We start from the raw sequence: 14943 nt of genomic DNA, 5'->3' as shown, positions 1-14943 counted from the left end.
CGCTTTAATTGACAATAGCTCTGTAGCTTTTACGAAAGGTGATTTCGTAAATTGGAGTATTTCCCATGAGTTATTCCCGTTTGTAATAGAATGTAATCGAATACTCTAGTACAATGTCTCAATCTCAAAGAGTGAGACAGAGGTAAATACAAAATACGAAAAGATACGGTATTGGGATTCAATTATTAATATTGGAAGGATTGAATGATGTTATGTAAGCAGCTGAATGATAAATGTCAGATGAGAGTTATTGTCTCGACGACCCTGATGATCACGGTGTTAATCGCAGGTGTAGCAAATGCTCAAACGCCTGCCTCGCTTTCTGCTTCAGACCCTCTTGAAAATCAGGTGCCGAATGCGGATGCCACAAGATTTTATGTATCGAACGCTGGCGATGACGCCTGGGATGGCATGGCGGCAGAATATAGTGGTGGCACGTCGGGGCCATGGAAAACACTTGATAAGGTGAATCAACAGATGTCGCAACTTGAGGACGCATCTGTACTCTTCCGCCGAGGCGACCGATTTGAAGGAAGCTTGGAGGTAAACCAGAATAAGATAAGTTTTGGAGCCTACGGAGAAGGAGAACGACCCGTTCTATCAGGAGCTCAAGACGTATCAGGGGACTGGTCTCCGGTAGCCGGGCGAACCAACGTGTATAAATACCAAATTCCTTCTGATGTAACGGATGTGACGATGGTGTTACGTGAAAACACATCATTGCCGCTGGGCCGTACGCCAAACGGGGATTTGTCGACAGAGGCTGCCTTTTATACTTTTAATTCCCGGATACAGACATCAATTTATGACCCGGAATTAACTGCTGCGGAAGAACTGGCCGGTTCAGAGATTGTCTTACGCAAAAATGGCTGGGACTATTCTAATTATAAGGTCACCTCTGTTGAGGGGACGACCGTGAACATTATCAATAATGAGAAGGTCCCCAAGAAAAAGGGGGATGGGTTCCGGAAAGCGGCTGGTTATTTCTTTCAGAAACATTTGAACACACTGGATGTCGATGGCGAATGGTTCTTTGATGCAAGCACACACGTTCTATATCTATACGCTGATTCAAAACCGCTTCCAAAGTCTGTCCAATATTCTGCAAAACCTACTGTGGTTAATATCGTAAATGCGGAAATGGTCGCTCTGAAAGGATTGAAGATTGAGATGGCTGGTTCGATGGGGATTCGAGGCGATTCCTGTCAGGATATCGAAGTGAGTGATTGCGAAATTGCCTTGTGTGGGCAGGATGGTATTAGTCTTGAAAAAAGTACTGCACAAATAGAGAGCAACAACATAAGCAATTGCCTCGGTTCAGGTATCAGTACCCGTGGTCAAGGTCGTGTTGTTGTCACAAAAAATAATTTGCTAAATATTGGTTTGTTTGCCGGACGTGCCTCCGGCAGGTATGGCATACACCTTATGGGTGGGAATTCAGAAGCGAGTTACAACAAGATGACCAATATTGGTTATATAGGCATTCGTCACTCGGGTGGAAATAATCTGCTCCGTCGCAACATTGTCGATACATATAACCTCGTCGTATATGACGGAGGAGCCATTTATACGAATCATGATCAGAAGGGAACGATCATAGAGGAAAACATTATTATGAATGGGGCGGCCAATAAGGTTGGAACCGGAACAGGCGACCCAACGCTGAGTGTTAGCGTACCCTTATGCACAGGTATCCAGTGTGATCTCTTAACAGCGAATGTCATTGTTCGCTACAACACCATCTCCTTTCCGAAAAACACTGAAGGTCGATTTAGCGGAATTCACCTCAATTTCAATTCGGTGGATAACTTAATCCTGGGCAACACTATCCTGGCCAAAGGAACCGGAATCTCAACCAATGATCGTGACCCTTATGAACGGGCGTCCGGTGAACCATCGCCTCCATCAATGTCAAGAAATCGATTCGAAGAGAATGTTATCGTACGCACTTCTGCTGCCACGAATCGAAACCAAAATATGGGTACGACTGCCTTTTCTTTAAAGGATTCTGAACAATGCGATTTAGAAAACCAGGGGATATTCTTAAATAATGTGTGTGCCGCGCCCTTTATAGGATCGAAGGTTGTTACGGAATGGCAGTATGATTGCAATGCGGGATGCACACCTTATGAACGCTGGTTTAGCACAGCGGCCGAATGGAATGATGCCCGCGAATATGCAATCGGAAATCTTGATGCGCCGATAATGATTGATGCATCCTCTGCCCCTGAGGATTTCATTCAGCTTTTATGCAATGATTCGGACAATCCTAAAACTTTCTCATTGTCAGCTGAGGCTTACGTTGACCCTTGGGGTAAACCAGTATCAGGTTCCATAACCGTTGCCCCATGGCGTTCGGTCGTACTGTTTAAAAAACAGTAATGGCGTCCTTCGTCTTTCTTGGAATTAAAGGATGATATCTTCTGTGATGTGCCTGTTCCGGCAGGCGTTGAGTCAACGAAGGCGATAAAGATTTTCTGCCGGTGAAAAACAAATTCCTTGTCATTGGAGTGATACAAACATGAACAACAAAAGTCGATTTTCAAAAATTCAAACTGTATTCCTGGCGGTGTTGCCACTCATATTTTTTAGTCTTTCCTGCGTGTCATTAGAAGCAAAAGAAAATGATCCTGCACGACCCAACGTAATCCTCATATTGACGGATGATCAAGGGTATGGCGATTTCTCCGTGCATGGGAATCCGGTATTGCAAACGCCTGTGCTGGATAAATTACATGATATGAGCATCCGCTTTACTGATTTTCATGTTGCACCGATGTGCACACCAACCAGGGCACAGTTGCTAACCGGCAGGGATGCTCTGGACACCGGAGCCACCGCCGTCTGTTTGGGTCGGTCGATGCCCCGTGAGGATCTTCCCATGATGGCTGACATCTTCAAAGCTTCAGGATATAGAACCGCACACTTTGGAAAATGGCATTTGGGGGACAGTTATCCATACCGGCCCCAGGATAGGGGATTTGAGGAAACGATTACATTTGGTGCCTTCGGTATTGGTTCCATCGCAGATTGGTTCGGGAATACGTATTGGTCCGCAAACTTTCGGCATAATGGTGAAATGGAAAGATTCGAAGGATATTGCACAAATACATGGTTTGACCTTGCTCTTGATTATATAAAGGACTGGAAAGAAGGTAGCGATCCTTTCTTTCTGTATCTACCCACAAACTGCCCGCACGATCCTCACCTGTGTGATGATGAGTATTCAGATCCTTATCTTAAAAAAGGCATTGAACCCGTAGTGTCTAAGTTCTTCGGGCAAATTGCTAATATCGACGAAAACATGGGTAGGCTGCTCGAAACCCTGGATGAGAGAGGCTTGGCTGAAAACACCCTGCTCATATACATGTCGGATAATGGTTCAGCCAAAGGGCATGAGGTATTTAATGCGGGCATGCGCGGAAGCAAGAAAGATCCTTATGACGGCGGCCACAGGGTTCCTTTGTTTATCCGTTGGCCAGAAGGTAATCTGGGAGATGCCAGAGACATAGAAACCTTGACGCAATGCCAGGATCTACTTCCGACACTGATTGACTGGTGCAAGTTGAAAGGCCCGGAAGATGAAGAACTTGACGGTTCCTCTCTGGCACCACTTTTTTCGGGTAAACCTAATGCATTGGACGATCGAATACTCGTGGTTGAATATGATAATCCCTACAAGCCTGATGATAATAAAGCGGTTATGTGGAAGAAATGGCGTCTTGTCAAAGATAGTGAATTGTATGACGTCTCTTCAGATCCTGGACAAAAAACAGATGTGGCTGACAAGCATCCAGACGTATTCAGTCACATGCAAAATTATTACAGGCAGTGGAGGCAGGAAGCCGTTAAAGGGTACAACCAGAAACGATATATCCATCTGGGATCGAAAGAGCAGAATCCCGCAATGCTCTATTCATGTGATTGGCATGGAGCATACGCTGATAACATAAATAACCTTATCGCCGGCGATCGTATCGGTGCCTGGGATGTATTGGTTGAAAAAACCGGAATGTATGAATTGACGCTCTCCAGGTGGCACCCTGCTTCAGGAATGGCACTTACCGCATCTATAAAGGATAGCACAGGACGTAATGCGGGCGCAATTCCTGTCAAACAAGCCCGGCTCAGAATAGGAGACTATGACCGGACCATCCGTACGGAAACGGATCAGGCTGAAGTGAAATTTAAAGTTGAACTCACAGAGGGTATCCATAAAATTGAAACCTGGTTTATGGATGAAGATGGGGAACAGCTGTGTAGTGCATATTATACTAAAGCGGAGCGGATGGATTGATGAATTTAATATAAGAATTTCCTAGCTCATGCGTTGTTTGTATGCGAACCAACCAAAATCATTTAGATTAATCGTGATTTAGTAAATTAGAGATAAAAGGAAATGGAAGATGAAGATACAGCGGTGTGTATTAACTTTTTTGCTGATGAATGTAGTAGGTGTCATAAACGCTGCCGAGGTAAAGATTAGCAGTCTAAAAGAACTGGCAGATTATGCATCGAAAAGTGGAAATGTCATAACCCTGTCTCCCGGTGTTTATCCTTTAACGGATTATTTGTCGGTTGATTCGATGGCAGCCCGGCATGACAGCAAGCAATTTCAATTTATCACCTTTAGTGGAAACGAAAATGTTTTCAAACTTGATGGTGTTGAAATTGAGGTAGACAACGAATTGCGATCAGCTCTAAAAGCGCCTCTCCATAACAGTGAGTTCTTAATAACCGGTAGCAACAATACATTCAGTGGTCTTACGATAAGATACAAGGGAGAAGGGACTACATTTGGATCAGCAGCATTCGCGGTTGGCGGTAAAGATAATGTACTTAAAAACATTACTCTTCGCGTAAAAGGGTCGTTCCCATATGGTTATGGCGACTACCTTGGCAAGGGTCCCAAAAGTGTAGTTAAGCATAAAAAGCACAGTGGGCTTTTGATTACCGGAACCAACACTAAGCTTTATGCCTGTAACGTTTTTATGCGTTCACTCGGTCATGCCTTTTTCATTCAGGGAGGTAGCAATACGTATTTCGAAGACTGTTATGCCGAAGGCCAGATTCGACCCACGGATCAGATGCTGGCTGAGGTGTCGGGCCCTGCGTTTGAGCATGATTTTGCCTCTGTATACAGGAACTATGACGGCAAAAAAACAATCCCGTCCGGCTATATGAAGTCTCTGAATGAATGCGGGTTTCGCACATATGCTACCGGTAAAGTGACCGCAATTAATTGCACCGCAAAATACATGCGAGTAGGCTTTGCTCTGGCAAAGGCGTCTTTAAGCAATTGCGAAGCGATTGATTGCGAACGAGGGTATTATTTGAATAACGCTGTTGCCAAAGACTGTCGGGGCGATGCGAAATACGGTCCTTTAATGTATCTCGTTGGAAATAATTCGCAGATTGATTTAACGCTAATGCCAGGCGAATCTGATATGAAGGTTCATGCTGTAGCAACGATTTGTGGTAGTGGCCATAACGTTTCTATTAAAAACAGTGATCAGGGAACGAGAAAAAAAGAAACTCCGATTATGCTTGGATACGGAATGCCAAGCGCGGGTGAAATATCATCGCCTATCCCGGAAGCAGCCGCTAAAAATATTACCATTACGAATACGACATCGATGCCAATTGTTATTGGTGAAAAGGCAACCGATTGTGAAATCAAAACCCACGGTCCGATTTTAGAAAATAAAGGTTCAAATATTAATGTAGCCAAGACAATAAGCGACAAGGAAATATGCAGGGTTGCCTGGGAAACATTGTGTGGTAGTAAGATCGCTGGGGTCTATAAAACGGATTGCTTTAATTATGTTCATCCGGCAAAAGGAATTCCTAATGTGCTTTTATATGGTGACTCTATTTCAATAAAATATACGTCAGCCGTACAAAAAAACTTAGAGGGCCAGGCTACAGTATTTCGGTTGTTTAAGAACGGAGGCTCCAGCGACCATTTTATACCGAATATGGAAAAAATGCATGATGCGATGTTTCAACCTGGCTTAGAAGGAGGATGGGATTTTAAATGGGATTTGATTCATTTTAATGTTGGCTTACACGATTTAAAATACCTTAAGAATGGGAATCTGAATAAGAAAGAAGGTAAACAAGTATCGTCAATAAGTGTGTATAAGGAGAATTTAGATGGAATCTGTAAGTGGCTAAGATCAATGTTTCCAAATGCAAAATTAATTTTTTCGACAACAACTCCGGTACCCGCAAATGCAAAGGGCCGATTCGAGGGTGACAGCATAAAATTCAATAACGCAGCAAGGGAAGTATTGGCTAAATATCCCGACATCATAATAAATGACCTCTATACGTTCACTAAACCAAATATTGAAGAATGGGCCCAAGAACCTGGAAACGTTCATTATAATGAGCTGGGATTTAATGCGCAGGGAAAAGAGGTCGCTCGGATAATTGCAGAAAATTTATAATCCGTTGAGACTTCCTAAATGATAAAAAGCTTTTACGAGATGCGGTGGAGTTATTGTCAATCGTTGTGTTTTGAGCAAATGAATTAAGCGGCGATTTCATCCTGCATCATTCTGTCTTTGAAGGACTGTGCTTCGATGACGAGTGTGATCTTTTGTGGCAGTTCAGTCGCCTCCACTGCTTCGACGCAGGCTGTGCCAGCTTAATCATCATCGCCAAACTTGCACGCCGAGTGCCGCTGCCTTTTGTGCGTCGATGACGAAGTCGAATCGTTGCAAACGTTAATTCAATCGGATTGGTTGTCCGTAAGTGACTCCAGTGTTCCGCAGGGAATCATATGAACCCAACAATGTTGCTCTCGCGTTTCTGAAAACACTTTGCGAAGAGTTGGCCAGAATCCCAAGCCAGCCTGATGCATTCAAGAAATAGAAAAAGGGTTCGATTAGCCCCTTCCGCCTCGCCATCGCTTCGGCCCGCACCCTGTTAAGGGGCCGAAGCGATGGCGAGGTGGGAGGGGCGGCCCCATTCTGCGGATCTCCGAGAGAGTGTTTGCTTACCGCTGACCAATCGACAATCGCACGAACCAAACAAGTCGCGCAAATCATAAATCAGCCCACTAATTATTCTGAAGAGCCAAGAAATCTTTGAAGGGTAGAGCATGTTGAATGTCAAAAAATACTGGAGATTATTTTGTAAACAGTCAAATGGGAAATGGCAGTTGATTATTGGGCTGATGTTTATGTGTGGCACAATAAACGCCGCTGAGGTAAAGATTAGCAGTTTGAATGAATTGGCAGATTATGCATCGAAAAGTGGAAATGTCATAACGATGTCTCCCGGTGTTTATCCATTAGAAGGCTATTTGCCGGTTGATTCGATGAGAGCCCGTCATGATAACAAGCAATTTCAATTTATCACTTTCAGCGGAAGCAACAATATTTTCAAGCTCGATGGCGTGGAGCTTGAGGTAGACAATGCTTTGCGTAAAGCATTAAGCCCTCCGGTACATACCAGTGAATTTTTAATGACTGGAAGTAACAACACCTTAAAGGGGCTTTTAATCAGATACAATGGAGAAGGAACTTCGTCGGGAGGGGCCGCACTTCAGGTAGCTGGTAACGGTAATGTTCTTAAGAATATTACACTTCATGTTTCAGGTTCGTACCCTTATGGTTACGGCGATTTGTTTGGTAAGGGCAAACCCAAAGAAACCGTAATTAAACATAGCAAGCATAGTGGGCTTTTGGTTACCGGTAGCGACACCAAACTCGATGGGTGCAAACTTTATATGCGATCTTTTGGTCATGGTTATTTTGTGCAGCAAAATGCTAAAAATATATACTTCGAAGATTGCTATGTAGAGGGAGCCGTTCGGTCAACAGATGATATTCTGGCAGAAACATCAGGGCCTGCTTTCGATGTGAAATTTCGAACGTGGACTCCAAACCGTGAAGGTGAATTCGTCGTTACACCTGGCTATATGAAATCATTATGCGAAGACGGTTTTCGCGTCTATGGCCAAATCAAGAATATCCATTTCAAGAACTGTACTGCCAAAAACACACGGGCTGGCTTTGAACTTAGAACAAACGGTGGAATACGACTTGAAAATTGCACGACCATCGGCACAGAACGTGGCTATTGGCTGGGGAATGGTGCAATCGTTAAGAACTGTAGGGGAGATGCTAATTATGGTCCATTGATGTTTGTGGAAGGGAACAATTTAGATGTCGAATTGATTGTAACCCCTTCTGAATCGGATCGTCTGGTTCACGCTCTGATTACCGTTCAGGGTGAGAACAATAAGGTGGTGTTGAAATCGGAAGATGGGAAAAAGAAAACGAATGGACTTCCAATTTTGATCGGATATACCCCTCCTGAACACGGAGAATCCATGTCACCTTTTGGTGAAAGTGAAACGAGGGGACTGAAGTTAAATAATGAAACTGGAATGCCCATAAAAATTGGAGCAAAGGCACGTGATTGTCAGATCGAAACCGATGGTTCGGTTTTAGAAAATAAGGGGATAAATATTGAAATGACTTTAAATTGATTTTTTAGCCTCGTCAGAAGAATCGAGTGCACCTGACGGTTTGCGGTCTTAGGCGGCGAGGTGAGCACGTTGGCCATTGGCGTTTTGCTGGGGGTGCTGCCGATAGTTATCCATTGGCTTGCTGTCGCTAATGTATGCCGCTCGCAGCCCCAAGACAGCTTCCCCACCGGCGGTTGACCAAAACTTTTCACTCCCTTTGACTCGTCGATTAACTTGCTTGACCGTCGATTCCATGATCGAGCTCGTTAGCGGATAGCCGCGTCGGCGGTACTCCGGATAGTCCATCCGGCCACGATGGTTGCGATAGTAAACTCTTGAGCGACGAACGATCTCACGAGCGTCCGTATCGCTTGCACCGGTAGGAGGCTTGGCTCTTGGTCGATTGGCAGGTTTAGTCACCAATGCCAATAATCACTTTGCCAGCCTGATGCAACCAGCGATGATGTATCGGCCTCCGGCCTTGTGACGACCTAAACGCCTTTGATTCGGTGGCTTACACCACCGGCAAGGATATATCGGCCTCCGGCCTGAAAACAATGCGACGTCGGTCGAGAAGTGATGGATGATGTTCACGAAACGCCCCGACGCCGGCACCGAGCAAAGAGGCCGAAGGAGGAGTCCAATATCGCATACAGTCGCGCCGTCCTATCGGCGAAACACCGTTCGCGGTCATCAAGGTGATGTTCGATCTGCCTCGCTTCTTGCTCCGAGGCATCGAGGGAGTCGAGCAAGAGTGGCAATGGGTACTCTCCTCCAGAATTCCAGTGAAGGAGCAACGATGAAAGCCAAGAGTGCAGGATTTTTTGAAAAAAGGAACTCTTGTGAAAAACAAAACACTTCATACGATGATAAAATGCTATAGCTTTTGTTTTACTTTGCGGCGTCGCTTTCACTGATCGGATCTAGTGTGCTTGCCGCTGACTTGGAGGTCGACTGGCCCAGCTTTATCGCGGAACAGGATCTCGATTGGAAATTCCTACCTCAACTCTGGGACGAGGCACTCTTTCTCGGTAACGGCCAGATGAGGAGCATGCTGTTTCAACGGGATGCTATTCGATGAAGCCCATTGACGCCGTTTATCATGCAAACTGGTCCTGGGGTAATTAAAATACACGTTATGAATCATAAAATCCTTTGCTTAAGTATGGCAATCCTGTCGGTGGCATCCGTGGTGTCGGCAGAGTCCAAGTCCTTTGTTCATCCCGGCATCTTGCATACGCACGCCGATCTAGAACGCATGCGCCAGCAAGTCGCAACGGGAGCCCAACCCTACCTAGACGGATTCAAGATTCTGCAAAAGCATTCGCAATCGTCAAGTCGTTACAAGGTACTCGGAGGATTCGAGGAAACCGGTCGAAAGCCCAGCGTCAGATCCTCGGAACACGAGAGTGATGCCAACGCGGCCTACCAGAACGCCATGATGTGGGCGATCACGGGTGACCAAGCCCATGCTGACAAGGCCATTGAGATACTCAATGCCTGGTCGTCCACGCTGAAGGTCATTAGTGGACGAGATAAGATCCTCTGCGCCGGGATCTCCGGAGTCAAATTCGCTGCGGCCGCTGAAATTCTGCGTTACACCGAATCCGGGTGGGCTACCGATGATATTGTACGTATGGAATCCATGCTCCGAAACATCTACGATCCGGTACTCAAGGACATGGCGGACTTTGCCAATGGCAACTGGTCTTTAGCGGCCCTCCAGACCGTGATGGCCATTGCGGTATTCACCGACGATCGCGTCATGTTCGACCACGCGGTAGAATGGTTCTACCACGGCAAGGACAATGCCCGCCTAACACACTATGTGATTAATCCGGAAGGCCAGTGCCAAGAGAGTGGTCGTGATCAACAGCATACCATGCTGGGACTGGGGTACCTGGCCGTGGTCGCAGAAATAGGTTGGAACCAGGGTCTCGATCTATACAGTGCAGAGAACAATCGCATCCTGGCCGGTTTCGAGTACACGGCCGCTTACAACCTGGGGCACGACGTCCCCTTCCAGGAGACCACCGACACGACCGGTAAGTATCACCATACCGCCATCGCTTCCGAGGGACGAGGTCGGTTCGACCGTCGGCCGATTTTTGAAATGGTCTACAACCACTACAAATTTCGGAAGGGATTGGATTGTCCCTACACCGAAGCCGTCGTCAAAAAGATCCGACCGGAAGGACCAGGCTTTAAGGGGGACCATATCGGCTTTGGCACCATCTTGTTCGCACGCGAAGGAACCGACTAGAAATATCGTTCAAAATAAATGAAGCAAACCGCGAGTTCCACTTTCCATTTCGTTTGATGAAAAACGAGGATGCCCTGATGCAACACAACAGGGTCTGGATAAAACGATGTTACTTTTAGCCGTGGCTGTTACTTTCAGCGTTTCGATCAAGGCTTCTGATCTATTCTTCATCCGCATCCAGATTGCTCGATCATCTTTATTCTCTACACGATCGCAGAAGCCAAAAAATGGCTATCCCACATTTCGAGAATGCGGCCTAGCCCGGCTAATACGCAGACTGTTTTTCGAGCAATGAACGTAAACGCTTGAAGGCGTAGACGTTAGCAAAACAATTTGCAAGCCCATGAATCATCCGGGCTAGGCTCTCGATGCCAAGCGTTGCCACGTACTGCATGTTTATAAGTCGTTCTGAATCAGTTGCAGGGAGCTCGATTTCGGAAGAAGTCAGAAGAATTGATGTAGAGTGCGGATCATTCAAAATAGACCGTTCTCAAATAGTCATAGACCGCTTGCATCTGCTGCTGATTCAAGGCGGTTTCAAACATCAACAACCGAGCGAGTTCCCCATCAAAGGATTCTTTGCCCATATGATTGATCGCATTCCGTTCGGTGCCGATTGCCATACGGCTGGGCTCCACATCCGCAACAGGATAGTCATGGGAATTGACCACTTTAGTTGGATCATTTACGAACAGCTCTAATTGTACAACGCCCTGCCCGGAGCCCTGCCGACCCATGATGATGTGCCACTGGTTGGTTGCAGGAGGAGGGCCTTCTACTTCAGGCGTATTCACACGATCACGAGTCGTTTTACTCATTCCATTACGAGAACCCATGTAAACTCGGCCATCCGTATAGAATGAACCCCAGAATCCTGCGTATTGTCCCGGCTCCAATTGAGGTTTGCCTGTATTTCGAAGGCACCCGAAAAATGCGTTTGGATAGATGGAGTCAATTTTTCCAGGTCCACCCTGCTTGTAAGGCTTTATAACCGCAAACCAAGTATATCCGCCGCCAGTTATCATTCCGTGGAATGCCTCGTCATTGTCGTTGATCAGCTCATCTTCCCTAAACACAAGGCTGTTATGCCCATTGATTTCATCTGCATTTTTTTTGAGGGTCGGTCGACCTGTGCCTGGCTCTTTCTGTGAGATGATAGTCTTGGTGCGTCCTTCCTCGGTGATCTTGAAATCAATCGCTTTAGGGTCCGGCGCCTGATTCCGCCACGAGGTGACCATGCATTCATCCTCAACGGTCACGCCGACATCGGCATTCAGATCGAGGACCAACCCTTTTTTGACGGGGAGGACGGGAGCCGCAAACGTCACCGTACTACCCAACAAACACGCGACCGATAAACCCAGCAAACCCTTCATATCTTCTCCTTTGATGAAAAAAATTGACGCGACTCGACTGCCAGTGCCTGGCCGGCAGCAATGGGAACCAGAGAGGCAAACTCAACCAAGCTACCCTTCTCCCTTTGACCAGCCTAGCTTTCACTTGCTTCTCGCCAAACATCATAATCGCTTCTTTCACGTTCAGATCACGAGGATTCAAACGAAGCGACTTCCGTGAAAGCGAGCCCCATCCGTATGGCCATTTCCTCGCTGGTCCGCAACGACGCAATCTAGAACTTCAGCTCTAACGATTTGTCACAGCGTAATTTTAGGGTAGTGGTAGTGGACGAGGCAACGAGTCCCGAACGTCAGGCAAATCACGGAGGACTCGTAGCCTCGTCCACTACGGCGAACCCTAATTCTTAGTCGTAGCATCGCACTCTCATATGATTTTTTGATTCGCCGCTGATTTAACGATAGTCTGAGGAAACCGTGAATGATAACATGGGGAACGGGGACGAGAGACATTTTCGACGCCTTTGAATCACCAATTGGATAACAGTGGAGGAAGGATACGTGAAAAGAACCATTCTGACTTTGATAACGTGCTTATGCTCGCTTTGGACAAGCATGGTGTTGGGGGAAAACGTTTCGATATATTCTCGTTCCGAGATCCCTGCGATTCAATTCGCGGTGAAGGATCTCACTCAGGCGATCAAGCTGAATGGAAACGAATGGAAAATGGAACCTCTCTCAGCTTTGACTGACAAATCCGAAAACATTCGATTGGTATTGGGCCTTCAGGACGATGACGTTTTAGCAGGGCGACTCCAAGCAGTTAGAGCAAAGGGCCTGGAGAAAATGTTGGCAGAGGGTTACGCGATACGGGTTACCCGTACCGAAGATCTTTTGACCATTTGGGCGATTGGAGCGGACGCGACCGGAGCAATGTATGCAGGTCTCTCTCTGGCAGAAACCATTGCGCAGGACGGAATCGAAGCCGTTCAGGAAATTGACTGCCAGCCTTACATTAAAAAACGCGGTTTAAAGATGAATATTCCGCTGGATGCGCGCACGCCGTCTTATGCGGATTGTGGAGACGCGGCGCAGCAGAATATCGCCGTCATGTGGGATATGAATTTTTGGAAAGAGCACCTCGATGCCCTCGCACGAGATCGATACAACACCATTACCTTATGGAGTCCACATCCCTTTCCTTCCATGGTGAAGGTCCCGGAATATCCTGATGTGGCGTTGGATGATGTGAAAATCGCGGACTTGGACTGGAACAATTGGTTTGACAAATACGCTGGAGGAGCTGGAGAGCATTCCGTCAATCAAGAGGTTTTGGATCACCTGAAAACCATCAAGAATATATCGATTGAGGAGAAAATAGAATTCTGGCGCGAGGTGATGGAATATGCGAAGGATCGTGGAATCGAATTTCATATCATCACCTGGAATATTTTTGTGTGGGGCGCCGATGGGAAATATGGGATCACCGGATCGATCGACAACGAAACGACCATCGACTATATGCGTAAAACGGTGCGAAGCCTTTTTGAAACCTATCCCTTGTTAGCGGGCATTGGTGTGACGGCTGGCGAAAACATGAAACGGATCACGCCCGAACAAAAAGAAAACTGGCTTTGGAAAACGTATGGCTTGGGCGTGATGGATGCGAAGAAAGCGATGCCTGATCGGAAGATCCGTTTTATTCATCGGTACTGGATGTCGAAAATTCCCGAAATCACGAAGCACTTTGAGGGTTTCGATGACGGCGTTGAATTTAATTTCAGCTTTAAATATGCGAAAGCCCGCTTGTATTCGAACACGAAGCCGACATTTGTGGATGAGATTCTCCGCGACGCACCGAAAGGCACAAAATGGTGGTGGAACTTACGCAATGACGACATCTTCTATTTCCGATGGGGTGATGCGGACTACGTCCGTGCCTTTCTCAACAACCTTCCTCCTGCGGAACAAACCGAGGGATTCCATATGGGATCGGATGGGTATATCTGGGGACGAGAATTCGTCAGTACCGAGCCCGACTCCCCCCGTCAACTCGAGGTCGAAAAGCACTGGTATAAATACATGCTGTGGGGGCGTCTTGGCTATGATCCTACCCTCTCGAATGCCTACTTCGAAAAAGCCATGCAACAACGCTTTCCTGGAAAGCCAACCCAAAAGCTTCAATCTGTGTGGGCCCGGTCGTCGATGATTATTCCGGCCGTGAATCGTGCTCATTGGCACGACTGGGATTTTCAATGGTCTGTGGAAGCTTGCTCCGGCAGGAAAGGCTATCATGCCATCACGGATACCTGCTGGAAGGCAGGAGGATCAAGCATGGCGGATGAAATTCAGGGACATGCTGAGTTTGTGCTGAACGAGTTGCCGGCCTTACAGGAAATTAAAGGCGACAAGGCGTGGCAACGCACGCTCGCAGACGTTGAGGCTATGGCGCACCTCGGAAATTACTACGCCGAAAAAATCCGCGCGGCAGATTATAAGGCCAGCAATCCGGGACAAGCCATTCTTCATCTGAAAGAGGCGCTGACGCATTGGGAGAAGTATGCAGCGATCGGACAGCAACAATATAAATCCCAATTGTTAAGCCGCGCCGGCCAAGCCGACTGGCAACAGGGTTATGAAAATGCCAAAAAGGACATTTTGCTGATGGAGAATGAAAATTAAGACTCCAGCGAAGAATCCGTGGGTTGATTCATCAATCCCCAGTACAAAATGGTCGGTTTTTCAGGCATCGCAGGGCAAAACGAATGTTTTTTGGTGCATCGACAATCTGACGTTCAACAATAACTACTGTCGGGTATTGCATGGGAACAGCGGCAGCCAACGCC

Annotated in this window: 9 protein-coding genes and 1 pseudogene; 6 read left to right on the top strand and 4 right to left on the bottom strand. The window is 46.7% G+C overall.

The genetic code is table 11. The annotated features are described in order from the left end of the window. Positions 1-204 precede the first annotated feature (204 nt). From Q31b_RS08600 to Q31b_RS08590, 3 genes are all read left to right on the top strand, one after another. On the top strand, positions 205-2382 hold the full coding sequence (locus Q31b_RS08600; RefSeq protein ID WP_146599247.1) for a right-handed parallel beta-helix repeat-containing protein: 2178 nt from the start codon (positions 205-207) through the stop codon (positions 2380-2382). A gap of 139 nt (positions 2383-2521) precedes the next feature. Beyond that, positions 2522-4297: an arylsulfatase gene (locus tag Q31b_RS08595; RefSeq protein WP_146599246.1), complete on the top strand. Its 1776-nt coding sequence runs from the start codon at positions 2522-2524 to the stop codon at positions 4295-4297. A 109-nt stretch (positions 4298-4406) separates the two neighbouring features. Continuing rightward, positions 4407-6452: an SGNH/GDSL hydrolase family protein gene (locus Q31b_RS08590; protein WP_146599245.1), complete on the top strand. Its 2046-nt coding sequence runs from the start codon at positions 4407-4409 to the stop codon at positions 6450-6452. Positions 6453-6612: 160 nt separating this feature from the next. On the opposite strand, the pseudogene Q31b_RS28920 reads toward Q31b_RS08590, so the two are convergent. Then, positions 6613-6783: pseudogene (locus Q31b_RS28920) on the bottom strand (IS256 family transposase); the annotation flags it as partial. A gap of 325 nt (positions 6784-7108) precedes the next feature. On the opposite strand from Q31b_RS28920, the gene Q31b_RS08580 reads away from it, so the two are divergent. Continuing rightward, a complete protein-coding gene (locus tag Q31b_RS08580; protein WP_146599244.1) occupies positions 7109-8503 on the top strand; it encodes a right-handed parallel beta-helix repeat-containing protein in 1395 nt (464 codons plus the stop codon). Between the two features lie 48 nt (positions 8504-8551). Here Q31b_RS08580 and Q31b_RS08575 read toward each other — a convergent pair whose 3' ends face one another. Next, positions 8552-8902: a hypothetical protein gene (locus Q31b_RS08575; protein WP_231617404.1), complete on the bottom strand. Its 351-nt coding sequence runs from the start codon at positions 8900-8902 to the stop codon at positions 8552-8554. Between the two features lie 170 nt (positions 8903-9072). After that, on the bottom strand, positions 9073-9243 hold the full coding sequence (locus Q31b_RS28055) for a hypothetical protein (protein WP_197171185.1): 171 nt from the start codon (positions 9241-9243) through the stop codon (positions 9073-9075). Positions 9244-9620: 377 nt separating this feature from the next. On the opposite strand from Q31b_RS28055, the gene Q31b_RS08570 reads away from it, so the two are divergent. Further along, positions 9621-10745 (top strand): alginate lyase family protein, encoded by a 1125-nt coding sequence (locus Q31b_RS08570; protein WP_197171183.1) that lies wholly within the window; start codon positions 9621-9623, stop codon positions 10743-10745. Positions 10746-11215: 470 nt separating this feature from the next. Here the strand turns inward: Q31b_RS08570 and Q31b_RS08565 are convergent, their stop codons facing one another. Continuing rightward, a complete protein-coding gene (locus Q31b_RS08565) occupies positions 11216-12121 on the bottom strand; it encodes a hypothetical protein (protein ID WP_146599242.1) in 906 nt (301 codons plus the stop codon). A gap of 654 nt (positions 12122-12775) precedes the next feature. Between Q31b_RS08565 and Q31b_RS08560 the strand changes: the two genes are divergently transcribed. Next, a complete protein-coding gene (locus Q31b_RS08560) occupies positions 12776-14779 on the top strand; it encodes a hypothetical protein (RefSeq protein ID WP_197171181.1) in 2004 nt (667 codons plus the stop codon). The last annotated feature ends 164 nt before the right edge of the window (positions 14780-14943 follow it).

This window comes from Novipirellula aureliae, from assembly GCF_007860185.1.
GTDB classification, from domain to species: domain Bacteria; phylum Planctomycetota; class Planctomycetia; order Pirellulales; family Pirellulaceae; genus Novipirellula_A; species Novipirellula_A aureliae.
Note: the sequence above shows the minus strand (reverse complement) of the source record. Positions and strands in the feature narration are given on the sequence as shown.